General features: G+C 61.6%; 12 protein-coding genes. 9 read left to right on the top strand and 3 right to left on the bottom strand.

Features of this window, described 5'->3' with window-relative positions; translation table 11 throughout:
• Positions 1–195: 195 nt before the first annotated feature.
• From KW824_RS06865 to KW824_RS06850, 4 genes are all read left to right on the top strand, one after another.
• Entirely contained in the window at positions 196–1,905 is a 1,710-nt protein-coding gene (locus KW824_RS06865; protein ID WP_218409365.1) for an NAD-dependent malic enzyme, read from the top strand.
• A gap of 381 nt (positions 1,906–2,286) precedes the next feature.
• Positions 2,287–3,525 carry a uracil-xanthine permease family protein gene (locus tag KW824_RS06860; RefSeq protein ID WP_218409364.1) on the top strand — a complete coding sequence of 413 codons (1,239 nt, stop codon included), beginning with the start codon at positions 2,287–2,289 and terminating at the stop codon, positions 3,523–3,525.
• A gap of 263 nt (positions 3,526–3,788) precedes the next feature.
• Complete coding sequence (locus KW824_RS06855; protein ID WP_218409363.1) at positions 3,789–4,529, top strand: dienelactone hydrolase family protein; 741 nt, start codon at positions 3,789–3,791, stop codon at positions 4,527–4,529.
• Positions 4,530–4,775: 246 nt separating this feature from the next.
• Positions 4,776–5,342: a YSC84-related protein gene (locus KW824_RS06850; RefSeq protein ID WP_218409362.1), complete on the top strand. Its 567-nt coding sequence runs from the start codon at positions 4,776–4,778 to the stop codon at positions 5,340–5,342.
• Between the two features lie 71 nt (positions 5,343–5,413).
• Here KW824_RS06850 and KW824_RS06845 read toward each other — a convergent pair whose 3' ends face one another.
• Positions 5,414–6,424 (bottom strand): beta-propeller fold lactonase family protein, encoded by a 1,011-nt coding sequence (locus KW824_RS06845; RefSeq protein ID WP_218409361.1) that lies wholly within the window; start codon positions 6,422–6,424, stop codon positions 5,414–5,416.
• Positions 6,425–6,537: 113 nt separating this feature from the next.
• Positions 6,538–7,296 carry a helix-turn-helix transcriptional regulator gene (locus KW824_RS06840; RefSeq protein ID WP_218409360.1) on the bottom strand — a complete coding sequence of 253 codons (759 nt, stop codon included), beginning with the start codon at positions 7,294–7,296 and terminating at the stop codon, positions 6,538–6,540.
• Positions 7,297–7,545: 249 nt separating this feature from the next.
• On the opposite strand from KW824_RS06840, the gene KW824_RS06835 reads away from it, so the two are divergent.
• From KW824_RS06835 to KW824_RS06815, 5 genes are all read left to right on the top strand, one after another.
• Entirely contained in the window at positions 7,546–8,625 is a 1,080-nt protein-coding gene (locus KW824_RS06835; RefSeq protein WP_197970377.1) for a substrate-binding domain-containing protein, read from the top strand.
• A 60-nt stretch (positions 8,626–8,685) separates the two neighbouring features.
• Positions 8,686–10,170: a sugar ABC transporter ATP-binding protein gene (locus tag KW824_RS06830; protein ID WP_182788255.1), complete on the top strand. Its 1,485-nt coding sequence runs from the start codon at positions 8,686–8,688 to the stop codon at positions 10,168–10,170.
• A 17-nt stretch (positions 10,171–10,187) separates the two neighbouring features.
• On the top strand, positions 10,188–11,165 hold the full coding sequence (locus KW824_RS06825; RefSeq protein ID WP_218409359.1) for an ABC transporter permease: 978 nt from the start codon (positions 10,188–10,190) through the stop codon (positions 11,163–11,165).
• A 30-nt stretch (positions 11,166–11,195) separates the two neighbouring features.
• Positions 11,196–12,803 (top strand): glycoside hydrolase family 3 N-terminal domain-containing protein, encoded by a 1,608-nt coding sequence (locus KW824_RS06820; protein WP_218409358.1) that lies wholly within the window; start codon positions 11,196–11,198, stop codon positions 12,801–12,803.
• A 126-nt stretch (positions 12,804–12,929) separates the two neighbouring features.
• A complete protein-coding gene (locus KW824_RS06815; protein WP_256351295.1) occupies positions 12,930–15,101 on the top strand; it encodes a carbohydrate-binding protein in 2,172 nt (723 codons plus the stop codon).
• A 92-nt stretch (positions 15,102–15,193) separates the two neighbouring features.
• On the opposite strand, the gene KW824_RS06810 is transcribed toward KW824_RS06815, so the two are convergent.
• Positions 15,194–15,802 carry a LysE family translocator gene (locus KW824_RS06810; protein ID WP_218409356.1) on the bottom strand — a complete coding sequence of 203 codons (609 nt, stop codon included), beginning with the start codon at positions 15,800–15,802 and terminating at the stop codon, positions 15,194–15,196.
• Positions 15,803–15,834 lie beyond the last annotated feature (32 nt).

Here is a 15,834-nt window from a genome sequence, read left to right as displayed (position 1 = left end):
AATGTCCGCCGATCTTGCGCCAAGCGCCTCGCCGGGGCAAGCCCGGCGGCCATGAGCCAGGCAGGAGAGGGGGCTTTGGCCACAGGGTATGCCCAAGCTCACAAAACCGAATCCCCAAACGTCATATGATCCCAGGCAATCTGAGTCTTGCTCTCCTGCCGAATGGCAACTTCATGTAAATCAAAGAGAATGACTATGGCTACCGGACAATATCTGCTGTGGAAAGACGCACAGGGAGAGGACTTTCGCCCCGTTGCACTGACTGGCACCGATCTGCTCAACGATCGCAATCTCAACAAGGGCACCGCCTTCACCGAACAGGAGCGCGCCGATTTCGAGCTCGACGGCCTGTTGCCGCCCCAGGTACAGACCTTCGAAGCCCAGCTGGAGCGGGTCTATCAGGGCTTCCTGAGCGCCTGCAGCGACATCGAGAAGTACCAGAACCTGCGGGCATTGCAGGATCGCAACGAGACCCTGTTCTACGCCCTGCTGTCGCGCCACGTGGAGGAGATGACCCCCTACATCTATACCCCGACCGTGGGCAAGGCGTGCCAGGAGTTCAGCCACCGCTTCCAGAAGCCGCGCGGCCTCTACATCACCCCGAAGAACGTCGATGACATGGGTTCGCTGGCGCGGCACATGGACGCCAAGGCGGTACGCATCATAGTGGTGACCGACAGCCAGGGGATCCTCGGCATCGGCGATCAGGGGGTGGGGGGCATGGGCATCCCCATCGGCAAGCTCTCCCTCTATACCCTTGGGGCCGGCATCCATCCCGCCTGCTGCCTGCCCATCGCGCTGGACGTGGGCACCGACAATCAGGCACTGCTGGATGACCCCATGTACCTGGGTCAGCCCCACAAGCGCATTCGCGGCAAGGAGTACGACGACTTCATCGACAAGTTCGTGGCCGGGGTCAAGCGCCACTTCCCCAACGCCGTGCTGCAGTGGGAGGACTTCAGCAAGTCCAACGCCTTCAACAATCTGTCGCGCTACCAGCAGACCCTGCCCTCGTTCAACGACGACATCCAGGGCACAGGGGCCGTGGTGCTGGCGGGCATCATCGGGGCGGTCAAGTCCAAGGGCGAGACCCTGGGCCAGCAGAACTACCTGGTCTATGGCGCCGGGGCCGGCGGGGTCGGGGTGGCGGATCAGATCTGCGCCGGCATGATCCGCGAGGGGCTTGACCCGCAGGCGGCCCGGGATCGCATCTACATCCTGGATACCCAGGGACTGGTGTGCGACAACCGCGAGGGGCTGGACGAATACAAGCGCCGCTACGCCAAACCGGGCCTGCTGCTGGCCCAGTGGGATCTGCAGGGCAAGGCCGGGCTGACCGAGGTGCTGCGCCACGTGCCCATCAGCGTGCTGCTTGGCACCAGCGGCGCCGGTGGCGCCTTCCAGGAGGAGCACATCCAGCTGATGCTGGCCCACTGCGAGCGCCCCATGGTGTTCCCCCTCTCCAACCCCACCGCCAACTGCGAGGCGCTGCCGGAAGACATCTATCGCTGGAGCCAGGGCCGCGCCATCGTCGCCACCGGCAGCCCGTTCAAGGACGTGGAGTTCGAGGGGCAGCGCTACCGCGTCGGGCAGGGCAACAACGTCTTCATCTTCCCCGGTGTGGGGCTGGCCGCCATCGTCAGCCAGATCCGCGAGATAAGCCCGGACATCTTCACCACCGCGGCCTTCGCGCTGGCGGAGTGCGTGGATGAAGCGGATCTCGCCCGCGGCACCGTCTACCCGAGGATCAGCGAGCTGCGCAGCATCTCGGTACACGTGGCGACCGTGGTGCTCAAAGACATAGTGCGCAAGGATCCTTCCCACCCGCTCATCGGCCAGGATCTGCAGCAGCACCTCCTGAGCCACATGTGGGAGCCGGTCTATCTGCCCTATCGCCGGGTCTGACGGGGTGTCGAAAAACTCGACGGGGTGGCGCCAGCCACCCCGTTTTTTTGTGTCCACCGACCACAGCGGGACCATGGTCGGTGGATGCTGCACTTTGTTGAGCCCAGCTCCCGACGCAGGCGCAGGGTGATGGCCCGGGCTGAAAACCTTGTCATCACACCCGGCCAGAAAAACGATTGGCGTCGGCCACAAAAGTGCGTAAAATCGCATACTCGATGCTTGTAGCAACGAATCCCGCTTAAAAAGCCAGTTTCATGCCCTCCCCAAGCAGTAAAAGGTAACAAATGACGCCAATCTGCGCATTTCATGCCTTGAAAAAGTCTTGTGATAACTGAAAAGTGTCAATTATCCCTGTCAGTTATCAAAAAATTAAGGATACCCATGTTTTCCTTGGTCAAGCAAAGTGTCGCCGGGCTGCAAATTCTGTTTGTCGCCTTCGGTGCCATGGTTCTGGTGCCCCTGCTCACCGGATTGAACCCCTCCATGGCCCTGCTTGGCGCCGGTGTAGGCACCCTGTTGTTCCAGCTCTGCACCCGTCGCCAGGTGCCGATCTTCCTCGGCTCCAGCTTCGCCTTCATCGCCCCCATCATCTATGCCACCCAGACCTGGGGCCTGCCCTCCACCATGTTCGGCCTGTTTGCCGCCGGCTTCATGTACTTCATCCTGGCGGCCCTCATTCGCGTGCGGGGCATGGGTTTCGTGCACAAGCTGCTGCCCCCCGTGGTGATTGGTCCGGTGATCATGGTGATCGGCCTGTCGGTGGCCCAGGTGGCCTGCAACATGGCCATGGGCCGTGCCGGGGCCGAGCAGGTGGTGGCCCCTGCCACCGCGCTGACCCTGGCGGGGATCTCGCTCGCTGTCACGCTGATTGCGGCCGTGTTCTGCAAGGGGTGGATCAAGCTCATTCCCATCCTCTCCGGCGTCATCGCCGGTTATGTGGCCGCGGTGCTGATGGGTCAGGTGAGTTTCGAGGGCATGGTCAATGCCCCCTGGCTGGCGCTGCCCCACTTCGAAACCCCCGAGATCAACTGGGCTGCCGCCCTCTTCATGCTGCCGGTGGCCATCGCCCCCTGCATCGAGCACATCGGTGGCGTACTGGCCATCGGCGGTGTGACCGGGCAGGACTACACCAAGAACCCGGGCCTGCACCGCACCCTGGCCGGTGACGGCATCGGCGTCTGCTTCGCCGGTTTCATCGGTGGCCCTCCCGTCACCACCTATGCAGAAGTGACCGGCGCCGTGATGATCACCCGCAACTTCAACCCGGTCACCATGACCTGGGCCGCGGTGTTCGCCATCATTCTGGCCTTCTTTGGCAAGTTCAACGCCCTGCTCACCTCCATCCCCATGCCGGTGATGGGTGGCATCATGCTGCTGCTGTTCGGATCCATCGCCGCCATCGGTCTCAAGACCCTGGTGGAGTCCAAGGTGGATCTGGGGTTGTCCCGCAACATCGCCATCGTGGCCGTGACCCTGACAGTAGGGGTCGGCGCGCTGGAAATGAAGATAGGTGACTTCGCCCTGGCCGGTGTCGGCCTGGCCTCGGTGGCCGCGATCCTGCTGAACCTCATTCTACCCCAGCACTCCGAAGAGGGCGCGATAGAGTCGGCCAAGGACTGAGTGACGACCCACCAGCCACTGCAATGGCAAGAGGCCACCCCAGGGTGGCCTCTCTCTTTCCCTGCTGAACCCCATTCTGCCCCAGCACTCCGAAGAGGGCGCGATGGCGTCGGCCAAGGACTGAGTGACGACCCGCCAGCCACTGCCATGCCAAGAGGCCACCCCAGGGTGGCCTCTTGCTTTTGCTGCGGAGACCCTTGATTCATCGGGGCTCGGCCTGGCGTCTACAATCAGGGGCGTTGTTCACAGTCAAGGAGACGAACATGAAGACGAGATGGATCCTGGCCCTGATTGGGCTCATCTGGGGGGGCGCGGCCCAGGCCGGTGCGGTGCGCTACCAGGTCGATGGTCAACCCTTCGAGGGCTATTACCTGGCCGCCGCCGACAAACAGGCGCCCCTGGTGGTGCTGGTTCATGACTGGGACGGGCTCAACGACTACGAGATCAAACGGGCCGAGATGCTGGTGGCGCTCGGTTACAGTGTGTTCGCGGTGGACTTGTTCGGTGCAGGGATCAGGCCGACCGCCATGGAGGAGAAGAAGAAGCTGACCGGGGCGCTTTATCAGGACAGGGCCAAGATGCGCAAGCTGTTGCAGGCAGGGCTCGCCGAGGCGGGCAAACAGGGAGGGCGGCTCGACAATGCGGTGGCGCTCGGCTACTGCTTTGGCGGCGCCGCCGTGCTGGAGCTGGCCCGCAGCGGTGCCAGCCTCAAGGGGGTCGTCAGCGTGCATGGGGGGCTGGAGACCCCGGCCGGACAGGACTACAAGCAGACCCGGGCCAGCTTGCTGATCCAGCATGGCAGCGCGGATCAGGCGGTGTCGCTGGGTCAGTTCGCGGCGCTCATCACCGAGCTGGAGAGCGCCGGGGTGAAGCATGAGGCGACCAGCTACAGCGGCGCCCCCCATGCCTTCAGCGTCTTTGGCTCGGACAATTACCGCAGCGATGCCGATGCCAAGTCCTGGCGGCGCTTCACCGAATTTCTCGGCGAGGTGACCAAGGGGTAGGGCGGTGAGCGGCGGCGGGCAAGGGGTCATGCCATTCACCTGTTGCGGGGCCCCACTCCTTGCTGGCCGGGTCAGCAGAAGTTCAGTGGCGCTGGTTATACTGACGCGATGAGGGACTTGCATCTGGCCAGAGCCATGCTCCGGATGTTGAACACAAATAACGGGTCACCGGGATAGTCCTGACTCGATTCTGGATCGGCAGAGGGCCCGTCAGCCCCCGCACATGAGATACGAAGGAGTAATGACATGCGTCTATGGACTCATATTCTGGCTGTTCTGCTGTTGGTTGGCTGTGCCAAGGGTGATACCCCCGCCGAGCAGCGCAGCCACATTCAACAGATGCGCCAGCAGACCCTCTCCATCCTGTATGGGCAGGATGGGGGCACCAGACAGGAGGTGGCAAGATCCAAGGGGTATGCCGTCTTCACCAATGTGAACAACAACCTGCTGGTACTGAGCGCCGGCAGTGGCTATGGGGTGCTTCGTGACAACCGCACCGGTCGTGACACCTACATGAAGATGGCGACCGCCGGGATGGGGATCGGCATGGGGATCAAGAAGTTCCAGGCCGTGATCATCTTCAATGACGCCGCCGCGCTGGATCGCTTCATCACCACGGGCTTCGATGCCAGTGCTCAGGCGGATCTGGCCGCCAAATCTGCGGAGGATGGCAAGGTGGTGGTCAGCGAGGCGGCCAACGCCGACTTCCAGAAGGTGAAGATGTACCAGCTCACCGAGCAGGGGCTGGCGGCGCAGGCCACTATGCAGGGTTACAAGTACTGGCCGGATGATGAACTCAACGGCACCAGATAACCTCCAACCACAGCTGTCACTGCGCGGCGCTCATCAGAGCGCCGCGCGCATTTCTGCAGCCTTGAGGCCTGCTAGGCGGGCTTGTCCAGCCTCAGCACCCTCACCCACATCGCCCCTTCCCCCACGGGGTGGCGGGAGGAGAGGCTGAGCTCGCCCGTCTGCGCCGCGATGCGGTGTACGGCCACGCTGCGGGAGCGCTGCCCGGTGGCGATCAGATAGTGGCCGCTGTGGTCGATGGCAAAGCCACGGGGGCAGGATTCGGTCGGGAAGTGGTCAAGCGGGGTCAGGGCACCGTCCTCCTGATCAACACCAAACAGGGTCAGCAGGCTGCTGGTCCGCTCGCTGGTAAAGAGGAAACGGCTGTCCGGGGTCAGGTGCAGATCTGCTCCCCAACGCTTTCCCTGATAACCCTCGGGTAGCATGTCCAGGCTCTCCCGCGCGCTGATGCGACCGTCCGCCTCCCTGTGGTAGCGGTTGAGGGTACAGTCGAGCTCATTGAGACAGTAGAGATCCCCGTTGGTCGGGTGCAGGGTCAGGTGACGTGGCCCGGCGCCGGGGGCGGTGTGGATGTCACCCAGGGGATGGGGCTCCAGCTGGCTTCGCTCGTTCAGCGTGAAGCGGCGGATGACGTCCTCCTTGAGGCAGGCGACCAGCAGCTCCTGCTCCCCGTTTTGCCCCGCCAGCCAGGTCACCGAGTGGGCGGCCATCAGCCGGTCGATGCGCTGGTGAGGTGCCAGCACCCGGCCCCCGTCATCCATGGGCGACACGCTGACGTGGTCGAAGGCGTAGGAGGCGGCAAAGAAGAGGCGCCCCGTCCCATCCGTGCAGGTGTGGGAGGCGCTGCCCGCGAGCGGGGCCGAGGAGGGCGCCCCGAGCCTGCCATCCGCGCTGATGGGGTAGCTCAGCACCCGAAAGTCGGGGCGTACTCCCGCATAGAGCCAGCGCTGGTCCGGGCTGATGACCAGGGGCTGCACCTCGCCGCCGGTCTGGACTTCCTGCAGCGGGACCAGCTCGCCGTCCTCGAGTCGAAACACATGGATCAACCCACTCACCGGGTTGGCGACATAAACGACTTGCTGCATTGTGATCTCCTTCATGCTCTGGCGCTCATCATCGGATGATTGTTCCAGGCCAGGCAAGTAGTTGTGCAGGGGATCGTCGTAATTGGCCGGCCCTGTCTTTGTTGTGGGACGGGTTATTTTTCCAGGCTCAGCAGGTAGTTGCGCAGATTGACGCCGCGATTGGCCAGCCCTAGCTTGATGCGCACGCTGTTGCGATGATTCTCCACCGTTTTGCGCGCCACATTGAGGGCGCTGGCGATCTCCTGGCTGGACATGCCGCTGCGAATAAACTCGGCCACCTGCATCTCCGAGGGGGTCAGCACCTCCAGCAGGCGTTGGTTGCCGTCGGCCTGCAGGCTCTTCTCCATGCTGGCGCGGATCAGCTCCAGGCACATCTTGAGGGCCGGGTCTTGAATTTGGGTAAGTTTTTGCTCCACTTCGGGCAGGTGGCGGGCGATCAGCTGCTGATGCTGCTCACCGGGCGCCGCTCCCTGGCTGTCGCTGAGTGCGGCCAGGGAGTGACCGAGTTCGTTGATGAGCCGGTGATCCTGCTCTATGCCTGAGGCGTCCTGACTCTCGCTCGGCTTGATCTGCAGGCACCAGATGCGGGTGCCGTCCGGTCCGTCATGGGCGAAGAGCTCGAAGGCAAGATTGAGGATCTCGAAATGCAAGGTGGGCAGGTTGCCCCGGATCCGCTGGCGTATGGCCTTCAGGTAGTCGGGACCTACCAGGAACACCAGATCGTCTAGCCGATTGAGGGTCAGGGTATCCACCGGATAGCTGGATGCCACCACCTGCTCCTGCTCATCGAAGCTGATGAAATAGATGTCATTGCGCGCCAGCAGTTGATGGCAGAGCCCCTGCTCGACGATAGGGATCAGCTTGTTACTCATGTTCCTTCCAGTTCTGCATCTCGTGATAAGTCCCCGTATCTCGCCTTCATTCATCCCTGTTGTTGTGTTCGGCTCACCCAGTGAATACCCAGACGCTCAGATTTTTCCTGTCATTAATTAACAAAAATTGAACATCCTGTGAGCTGAGTCGCAAAAACATCGCGCTCTTTAGTGAGGTACATCTCATTACAGGCTATAAAACACCTAGATAATACCTATCAACCACTCAATGGATATAGGGAGAATACCATGTTGGCAAAACGCTCACACTTTTTACTGGCGGCATTGACCGCCGCCATGCTGCTCGGCAACGGGGCCCAGGCCGCCGAGGCGACCACGACTCTGGGGCCCAATGGCGAACAACCAACCCCATATACCCAGGTAACACTCACTACTGCCCAGCAAGACAGGGTCAAGGCCCAGCATTACACGGCCGCCATCCTGATGCACACCACCTCCGACTGGTCGAGTGCCCTCATCAAGGGTGCCAAAGACAGATTCCATGACTTGAACGTCAAAGTGGTGGCGGTGACCGATGCCGAATTCAATGCCAACAAGCAGAGGACGGACGTGGAAACCGTGATGGCCATGGCTCCCGACATCATTCTTACCCTGGTGGTCGACCCTGTCTCCGGCGCCGCAGCCTTTCGCCCCGCGGTCCAGCAAGGCAGCAAGCTGGTGCTGATCAGCAACCTGCCAACGGGATTTGAATATGGCAAGGATTACGCCGGTATCGTCACCGACGACCTGTTCGAGATGGGTGGTCTGGCTGCCGACATGCTGGCCAAGACGGTGGGTGAGCAGGGAAAGATAGGCTTCATCTACCACGAGGCCAATTACTACGTCACCAATCAGCGGGATCAGGCGGTGCTGACCAACCTGGCCAAGCATCACCCGGGCGTCCAGATCCTCGCCAAGCAGGGCATTGCCAACGCCAATGATGGTGAAGTGGTTGCCTCGGCTCTCATCACACAGCACCCGGACATCCAGGCCATTTATGCCCCCTGGGATTCCATCGCCGAAGGGGTGGTTGCCGCGACGCGGGCCGCCGGACGCAGTGACATCAAGGTGATCACCATGGACCTGGGCGCCGCCAATGCCCTGGACATGGCCAAGGGCCGCAACGTGGCCGGCATAGTGACGGATTTACCTTATGACCTCGGCCAGACTCTGGCCACCATGGGGGCCCTGGCCAAGCTGGGAGAACAGACCCCTCCCTTCGTCACCGTCTCCGCCGATGCGGTGACCCGCGACAACCTGGCCGATGCCTGGCAACAGGCGCTGCGTCGAGATCCTCCGGCCGCCGTTACCAAGGCACTCAGTCAATAAGCGTACGGTTAGCCGCCTCGCAGGCGGCTACCCGTTCCATCTCACGGAAGGAGTTATCACATGGAGCTGTACGCCATAGAGGCGAGTGGTATCAAGAAGGGGTTTGACGGCATCCCCGTGCTCAAGGATGTGTCGTTTCGTCTCAAGCGTGGCGAGGTGCATGCCATCGTCGGTCAGAACGGGGCGGGCAAGTCCACCCTGGTCAAGCTGCTCAACGGCTTTCATGGTCGGGACGGTGGCGAGGTGCTGTTGTTTGGCAAGCCCTGCAGCTTCACCACCCCCAAAGAGGCGCAGGCCGAGGGGATCGCCATGGTGTATCAGGATCTCAGCCTGGTGCCGACCCTGTCGGTGGCCGATAACATCTTCCTGGCTGGCGGCGGCGAGAGTGGCTCGATCATTTCCAACCGGGACAGGGTCAGGCGTGCCGCCCCCCTGCTCGCCATGCTGGGTGTCGATCTGGATCCGGACTGCGAGGTGGGGCGGCTGAGCGTTGGTCAGCAGCAGTTCGTCGAGATAGCCAAGGCCCTGGCCCAGAATGCCCGCATCCTGGTGCTTGACGAGCCGACAGCCTCGCTCTCCAACAATGAGATCAACGAATTGTTCAAGGTGATCGCCACCCTCAAGGGCCAGGGGATGTCGATCATCTACATCACCCACTATCTCAGCGACATCATGCGGGTCTGCGACGCCGTGACCGTGCTGCGTGACGGCCATACGGTGCTGGCCACCCACACGGCCAACACCAGCGTCGAGGCACTGGTCGAGGCCATGCTCGGCAGCAAGGGTGACACCAGCCTGAGCTGGTCACGCCCGGGGTCTGCCGTGGATGCCGTGCCTCTGCTCGAGCTGGAGGGCGTCTCGAATGCACAGCTGCACGACATCTCCCTCAGGGTGATGCCGGGCCAAGTCGTGGGATTGGCGGGTCTGCTGGGCAGTGGCCGTACCGAGATCCTTGAGGCCATCTATGGCTTGACACCCATCCAGGCTGGCGAGATCCGCATCGATGGCGAGCCGGTGCGGATTCGCTCACCGAGGCAGGCCATCTCGCTTGGCATCAACATGGTACCGGAGGAGCGGCGCAGCCAGGGCTTGGTGCTCGATTTCTCGGTGGCCGACAACATGTTGATGGCCGCCTATGACCGGCTCACCCAGGGACTGGGTCTGGACAAGCTCAAGGGAGATGCCATGGTGCGGGCCCAGATCAAGAGCCTGGGGGTCAAGACCAGCGGTCCTGAGCAATCGGTGCGTTTTCTCTCCGGCGGCAACCAGCAGAAGGTGGTGATCGGCAAGTGCCTCTCCACCAAGGCCAAGGTGTTGCTGCTCGACGATCCCACCTTCGGCATCGATATCCATGCCAAGTACGAAATCATGAAGATAGTGGACAGCTATGTCGCCGCCGGTAACGGGGCCATTTTCGTGTCGAGTGAATATGCCGAGGTCGCCAGCTTCTGTGACCTCATCTATGTGGTGAACAAGGGGCGGATCGTCGCCTGCCTGGAAGGGCGACGGATGAATGAAGAAACGCTGCTGGCGGCTGTTCAATAACAAGCAAGGAGTCAAGGATGAAAGATTTAACTCTGCCGGCGCCCAAGGGCCGCGGTATCAACTGGCGCGACTACATCATCTACATGGTGTTCGTGGGCATCTTCGTGTTCTTTTCCGTGGTATTGCATGACAAGGGCTTCCTAAGCGCCGTCAATCTGATGAACATCGCGCGTCAGACCGCCACCATCGCCATCATGGCGGTGGGCATGACCTTCGTGCTGAGTGCCGCCGAGATAGATCTCTCGTTCGGTGCCACGGTCGCACTCAGTGCCATCGTCGCGGCGCTGACCCTGCAGGAGACTGACAGCATTCTGCTGGCGGTCTCGGCGTCGCTCCTGGTGGGCACCATGATAGGGGCCATCAACGGCCTGTTCGTGACCCAGGTCGGCATTCCCTCCTTCCTGGTGACCCTGGGTACCACCGGCATCATCACCGGCATCGCTCGCTGGTCCACCTCGCTGCAATCCATTCCCATCGACAACGACCTCTATGTGTTCATCTTCGGCTCGGGTGACATAGGGCCCATCTCGGTGCTCTTCATCTGGACCATTCTGGTGACTGTGGTAGGCGCCTTCGTGCTGCGCAATACCCGCTTCGGCAAGCAGGTGCTGGCTACCGGGGGCAACAAGATCTCCGCCATGTATTCGGGCATCAACATCAACCGCATCAAGCTCTACGTGCTGATGCTCAACGGTTTTCTCGCCGCTCTCGCGGGCATCCTCTACTCGGGGCGGCTGCAAAGCGCCCGCTACACCCTGGGGGAGAGCGATCTCATGTTGGTGATTGCTGCCGTCATCATAGGGGGGACCAATCTGTTTGGTGGCAAGGGCATGGTGGTGGGATCCGTCATCGGCGCCCTCATCATGGGCATGGTCAACAATGGCCTGATCCTGATGGGGCTGAACGTGGATCAACAACTGATCCTGCGCGGCATCATCGTCATCGTCGCCGTCACCTTCACCATGGGGCAGCTCAAGCAGCTGCGAAAAAAATAAATTTATTATCAGATACTTAAGGAAGAGAGCATGAAGATGGATCCCAAGGTGGCAAGCATCATCTCCAGCTGGAGCCTGAAAGAGAAGGTGGGTCAGTTGTTCATCCTGGCCTTCCCGGGCAAGTCCGCCGAGCAGGCGCGCACCATGATAGTCGAGTACAACCTGGGAGGTTGTTACCTGAGCCAGGACAACGGCGATACCTTCACCGAGGCCCAGCAATTGACTCGGGAGCTGGCCAGCATAGGTGCCGAGCAGGGTCGTCTGCCGCTGCTGCTCGGAGTGGATCAGGAGGGGGCCTGGGGCGTGCTGGTGGGGGAGTCCACCACTGGGCCCGGCAATCTGGCTCTCGGTGTGGCCGAGACCGGGCAGGGTACCGAAGCCATGTACAAGACCATGGCCGAGGAGATGCGCCTTGCCGGTTTCAACTGCATTCTGGGGCCCTGCTGCGATGTGAACTTCAATCCAAGCTCCCCCATCATCGACAGCCGCTCCTTCGGGGACAGGCCCGCCAAGGTGGCGTTGCACGCGGCGGCGGCGGTGCGCGGTCTGCACCAGGGGGGCATCTGTGGCAGCGGCAAGCACTTCCCCGGGCACGGCGACACCCAGGGTGACACCCACAGGGAGATCCCCAGGGTCGACAAATCCCTCAGCGAGTTGCGCGAGCAGGATCTGCGGCCCTTCCAGTCCGCCATCGATGCCGGGGTGGATCTCATCATGACCAGCCACATCCTCTATCCGCAGCTCGACAGTCAGCACCCGGCCACGCTCTCATCGCGCATCTTGCAGGATCTGCTGCGTACCGAGATGGGCTTCGAGGGTGTCATCATCTCCGACAGCATGAACATGGGGGCCATCGTCCACCACTACTCCCCCGCCACGGCGGCAGTGCTGGCGCTCAAGGCAGGCATCAACATGATCATGCTCTCCGAGGAGCACTACGATCACAGCGACTCTTACCTCGACAAGCAGTTCGCCATGATCCACGGCATCATGGCCGCAGTGGCGGCGGGGGATCTGGACGAGGCAGTGATCGATGCCGCCCTGGCTCGCATCCTTGCCTTCAAGCTCGCCAAGCTGGTGCCTATGGCGCTCTATCAACCCACCGACATGGCGGCAAACCAGCAGGTGGCGAACCGCTGTGCCAACCAGGCGCTCACCTGGCTACGCCAGGTGCCCGAGTTGGGCGAGGGGCCCTTCTATGTGCTCAACGCCACACCGGCGACCAGCTATCACAACCTCACCAATCCCCGTGGCATAGGCCCCAACCAGCGTGAACCTGCCTTCGATCACTTCCTTGCGGCTCTGGACCAGGGCGCTCGACGGGTGCTGTCCGTGACGCCCGAGCAGCTGGCAACCGTTGGCGACGACTGGCTGCTGGTGGTGACCGAGCACCATCCTCTGCCCGGAGAAGACTTCGCCCAAGGGGAGGCCCAGGCCTTGGTCCGCCGGCTCAGCCGCGAGGTCGAGAAGCTGATAGTGGTGGCACTGCGCAGCCCTTATGACCTGCTCGGTTATCCGGATGTGCGCTACTACCTGTGCAGCCACTCGGCCCGCCCCGAGAGCGCTCGCGCCGCCGCAAAAGTGTTGAATGGCACCCTGGCGACCCAGCACAGCCGTGCGGTGAGTCTGGTCAGTTAACTTTTGTTTTTCCCGCCATCCCGGATGGCGGGGGATTTCTCCTAGGAGTCTGTTGTTGGGAGCCTGCATGGGCAATTGCCCGGTGATTAATGGACTAATTAGAGGGTTCAGGCTTTGAAAAGCACCATGAAAATAGTGTCGGCAACCGTGTTGCTCGCGTTGGCTGTCCCCGCTCTGGCGGCCAAGGGGGGCACTCAGGACTTCCTGGATGCGCTGCGCAACTTTGAATCCGGTATCAATCCGGCACTGGCAGATTTTTATCTGCAAAACCTCGACAACCCTGTCTACACCTATGCCCAGGTGACGGCGCCGGGTCGTCTGGTACGGGACTGTTCGACCGGCAGCATGTTGTCCGAGCCGACCACCATCAGTGGCTTCTTCAACAAGCTGGGGGTGGGAAACATCTATAATTCCGCCACCCCGACCGATGCGGCCATGTTCCGGAAGATGCAATATAACTCCTTGAACGCTTGGGGTTTTATCGGTTATCAGCTGGGTGAAGCGGTGCTGATCGATGCCGGTTACTACAGCCCGAAACAGGTGACTGTCGATGGCAAGGAGTACGACAGCTTCTACATGTTCGTGCCGGACTCCACCTGGGTGGGTTGCAAGACCGAGGCCCTGGCCGAGATTGAGGGCTCGGGCGGCAACAAGGTCTATGTGACCGATGTCAACCGCTGGCAGGGTACCTTCGTCGGCAAGAATGGCGTCAACTCCCTGGCAGACTTGCGCCTGCCGGAGAAGCAGGAGCTGGTGATGCGCGACGCCATGCATTTCAACTATCAGGTGATAAGCAAGCTGCTCAAGGACGCCAACATGACCTGGGCCCAGGCCCTGGCCAAGAGCTGGCCCGATAAGGATGACAACGGTCAGCCAATTCAGGTCCGTGCCACCATGTCAGGCATACTGGCGGCGGCACACCTGCGTGGCGCCTGGGGGGTCGGCGCACTGCTGACCAAGGATCAGATCACCTGTGATGAGCTCGGGACCTGCATCACCAAGTACGTCTACAAGTTTGGTGACTACAACAGCCTGTTTGACACCCCGGGTGACAGCATCACCCAGGGCTCACCTTATGATGAGGTGCTGACGGCCGGTTGGGGCAATGACATTGTCATCACAGGTGGTGGCAAGGATCAGATCCTGCTCAACGAGCAGGCGAACGGCCTGACCACGGTCAATGACTTCACCCTGGGCAATGATCTCATCGTGCTGCGTGGCTGGAGCATGGCGGAGCCCTTGGCGGATCTGGTGATTGGTGATGTCGCCGATGGCGCCGAGTTGCAGTTTGCCGGTCAGCGCGTCCTGCTCAAGGGGGTCAGCGCGGCGTCGGTGCAGGCCAATCCGGCTGCCGTCATCACCAAATCCGATATCTACACCCTGGCCTGGAACTCGGGCAAGCAGGTGGTCCAGGGCTTCGATCCTGCGGTCGACAAGATTGCGGGCAGTGCTGGCATCGGCTTCAAACACCTGAAGGCCTATGAGACGGCCACCTCGGTGGTGATAGGCCCGCAGGCGGAGGATGGCGGCATCTACTCCTCCTATGAGCTGGTGGGGTTGACCCTCAAGGATATCAGGCCCGAGATGTTCACCAATGTCACCGGCAGCTACGATCGCCTCGGCTATATAGTGCCGCTTAGCTCGCTGAACTGGGGCTGGAACATGACGCTGGTCGTCAGTCGCTTCGATCCGGCCAAGACGGTCATCACCACTCCGAGCAACCAGCCGGTGCCTTTCTCTGGCATCAAGCTGAGCCAGGAGGGGAGCGACGTGGTCATCAGCCTGGTTGAACCCTATGCCAAGGGGGATGCCAAGCAGATAGTGCTGAAGAACACGGCGGTAAATACCCTCAGTGCGACCAACTTCGCCGGTTTTAGCGGCAGCTACAGCGAAGCTACCATCGACATTCCCGTCTTCTTCGACATCAGCGTGAACGTCGGGGTCGGCGGCACTCTGTCACCGGCGCCGGTGAACGGTGTGTTGAAGGCTAAGGGGGGAACCAGCTTCACCGTCACCCTGTTGCCCGATACCGGTTACAAGGTGAAATCCCTCACCGTCGATGGTGTGGCGCAGGCTGTGGCCGGTAGCTACACCTTCACCGCAGTGAATGGTGCCCATAGCCTGTCGGCCAGCTTCGAACAGGGCAGCAGTTGCCCGGCAAACTGGGCCACCGGGTCTGTGTACACCACGGGCAACAAGGTGACCTACAACGGCAACATCTATGAGGCCAAGTGGTGGAACAGTGGCAATGTGCCGAGCGCAGGGGACCCCTGGAGGCTGATCGGTGCCTGCAGCTAAGCGCCCTTTATGCGCGCCGGGTGATAGCTGTCACCTAACAACTCAGGCCCCACTTCGGGGCCTGTGTTTCTTGATGGGCTCATGCGGCGTCGTCAGGGGCGGCTCAGGATCTCCTGGATGACGGGCACCACGGAGAGGGCCAGCAGGGTCGCCATGGCGTAATTGAATCGGCGGCGGGCGAGGGCATGGGTCAGCCAGCGTTTCAGCAGGGTGCCGCACAGCAGCCAGAGCCCGACGCAGGGGAAAGAGACGATGAAGAAGGTCAGGGCTATGGTCAGGTTCTGCTGATGGAAGTCGGCCCCCGCGCTGGTGAAGGCGGCGATGGCGCCGGTGGCGACCACCCAGGCCTTGGCATTGACCCACTGGAACAGGGCGCCCTTGAGGAACCCCAGGGGGCGGGCAGAGGCGTCTCCCGTCACCTCGTCGGCGGAGCGGGCAATCAGCCAGGCCAGGTAGAGCAGATAGAGGGTGCCAATGCACTTGATGGCGAAATGCAAACCGGGAAAGAGGGTAAACAGCTGGCCGAAACCCAGCCCGACCAGCAACAGCATCAGGGTGAAGCCGACGCAGATCCCCATGAGCAGCGGCAGGCTCTTGCGTATCCCGAAGTTGGCACCGGCGCTCATCACCATGATGTTGTTCGGCCCCGGGGTGACCGAGGCCGAGATGGCAAAGAGCACCACGGCGTAGAGATAGTCCATTGAGTTCCTCGTGGCTGACAGTCCGTTGTCTT

The organism is Aeromonas sp. sif0611 (assembly GCF_019218845.1).
Taxonomy (GTDB): Bacteria; Pseudomonadota; Gammaproteobacteria; order Enterobacterales; family Aeromonadaceae; genus Aeromonas; species Aeromonas media.
This window is presented reverse-complemented; position numbering and strand designations above follow the sequence as displayed.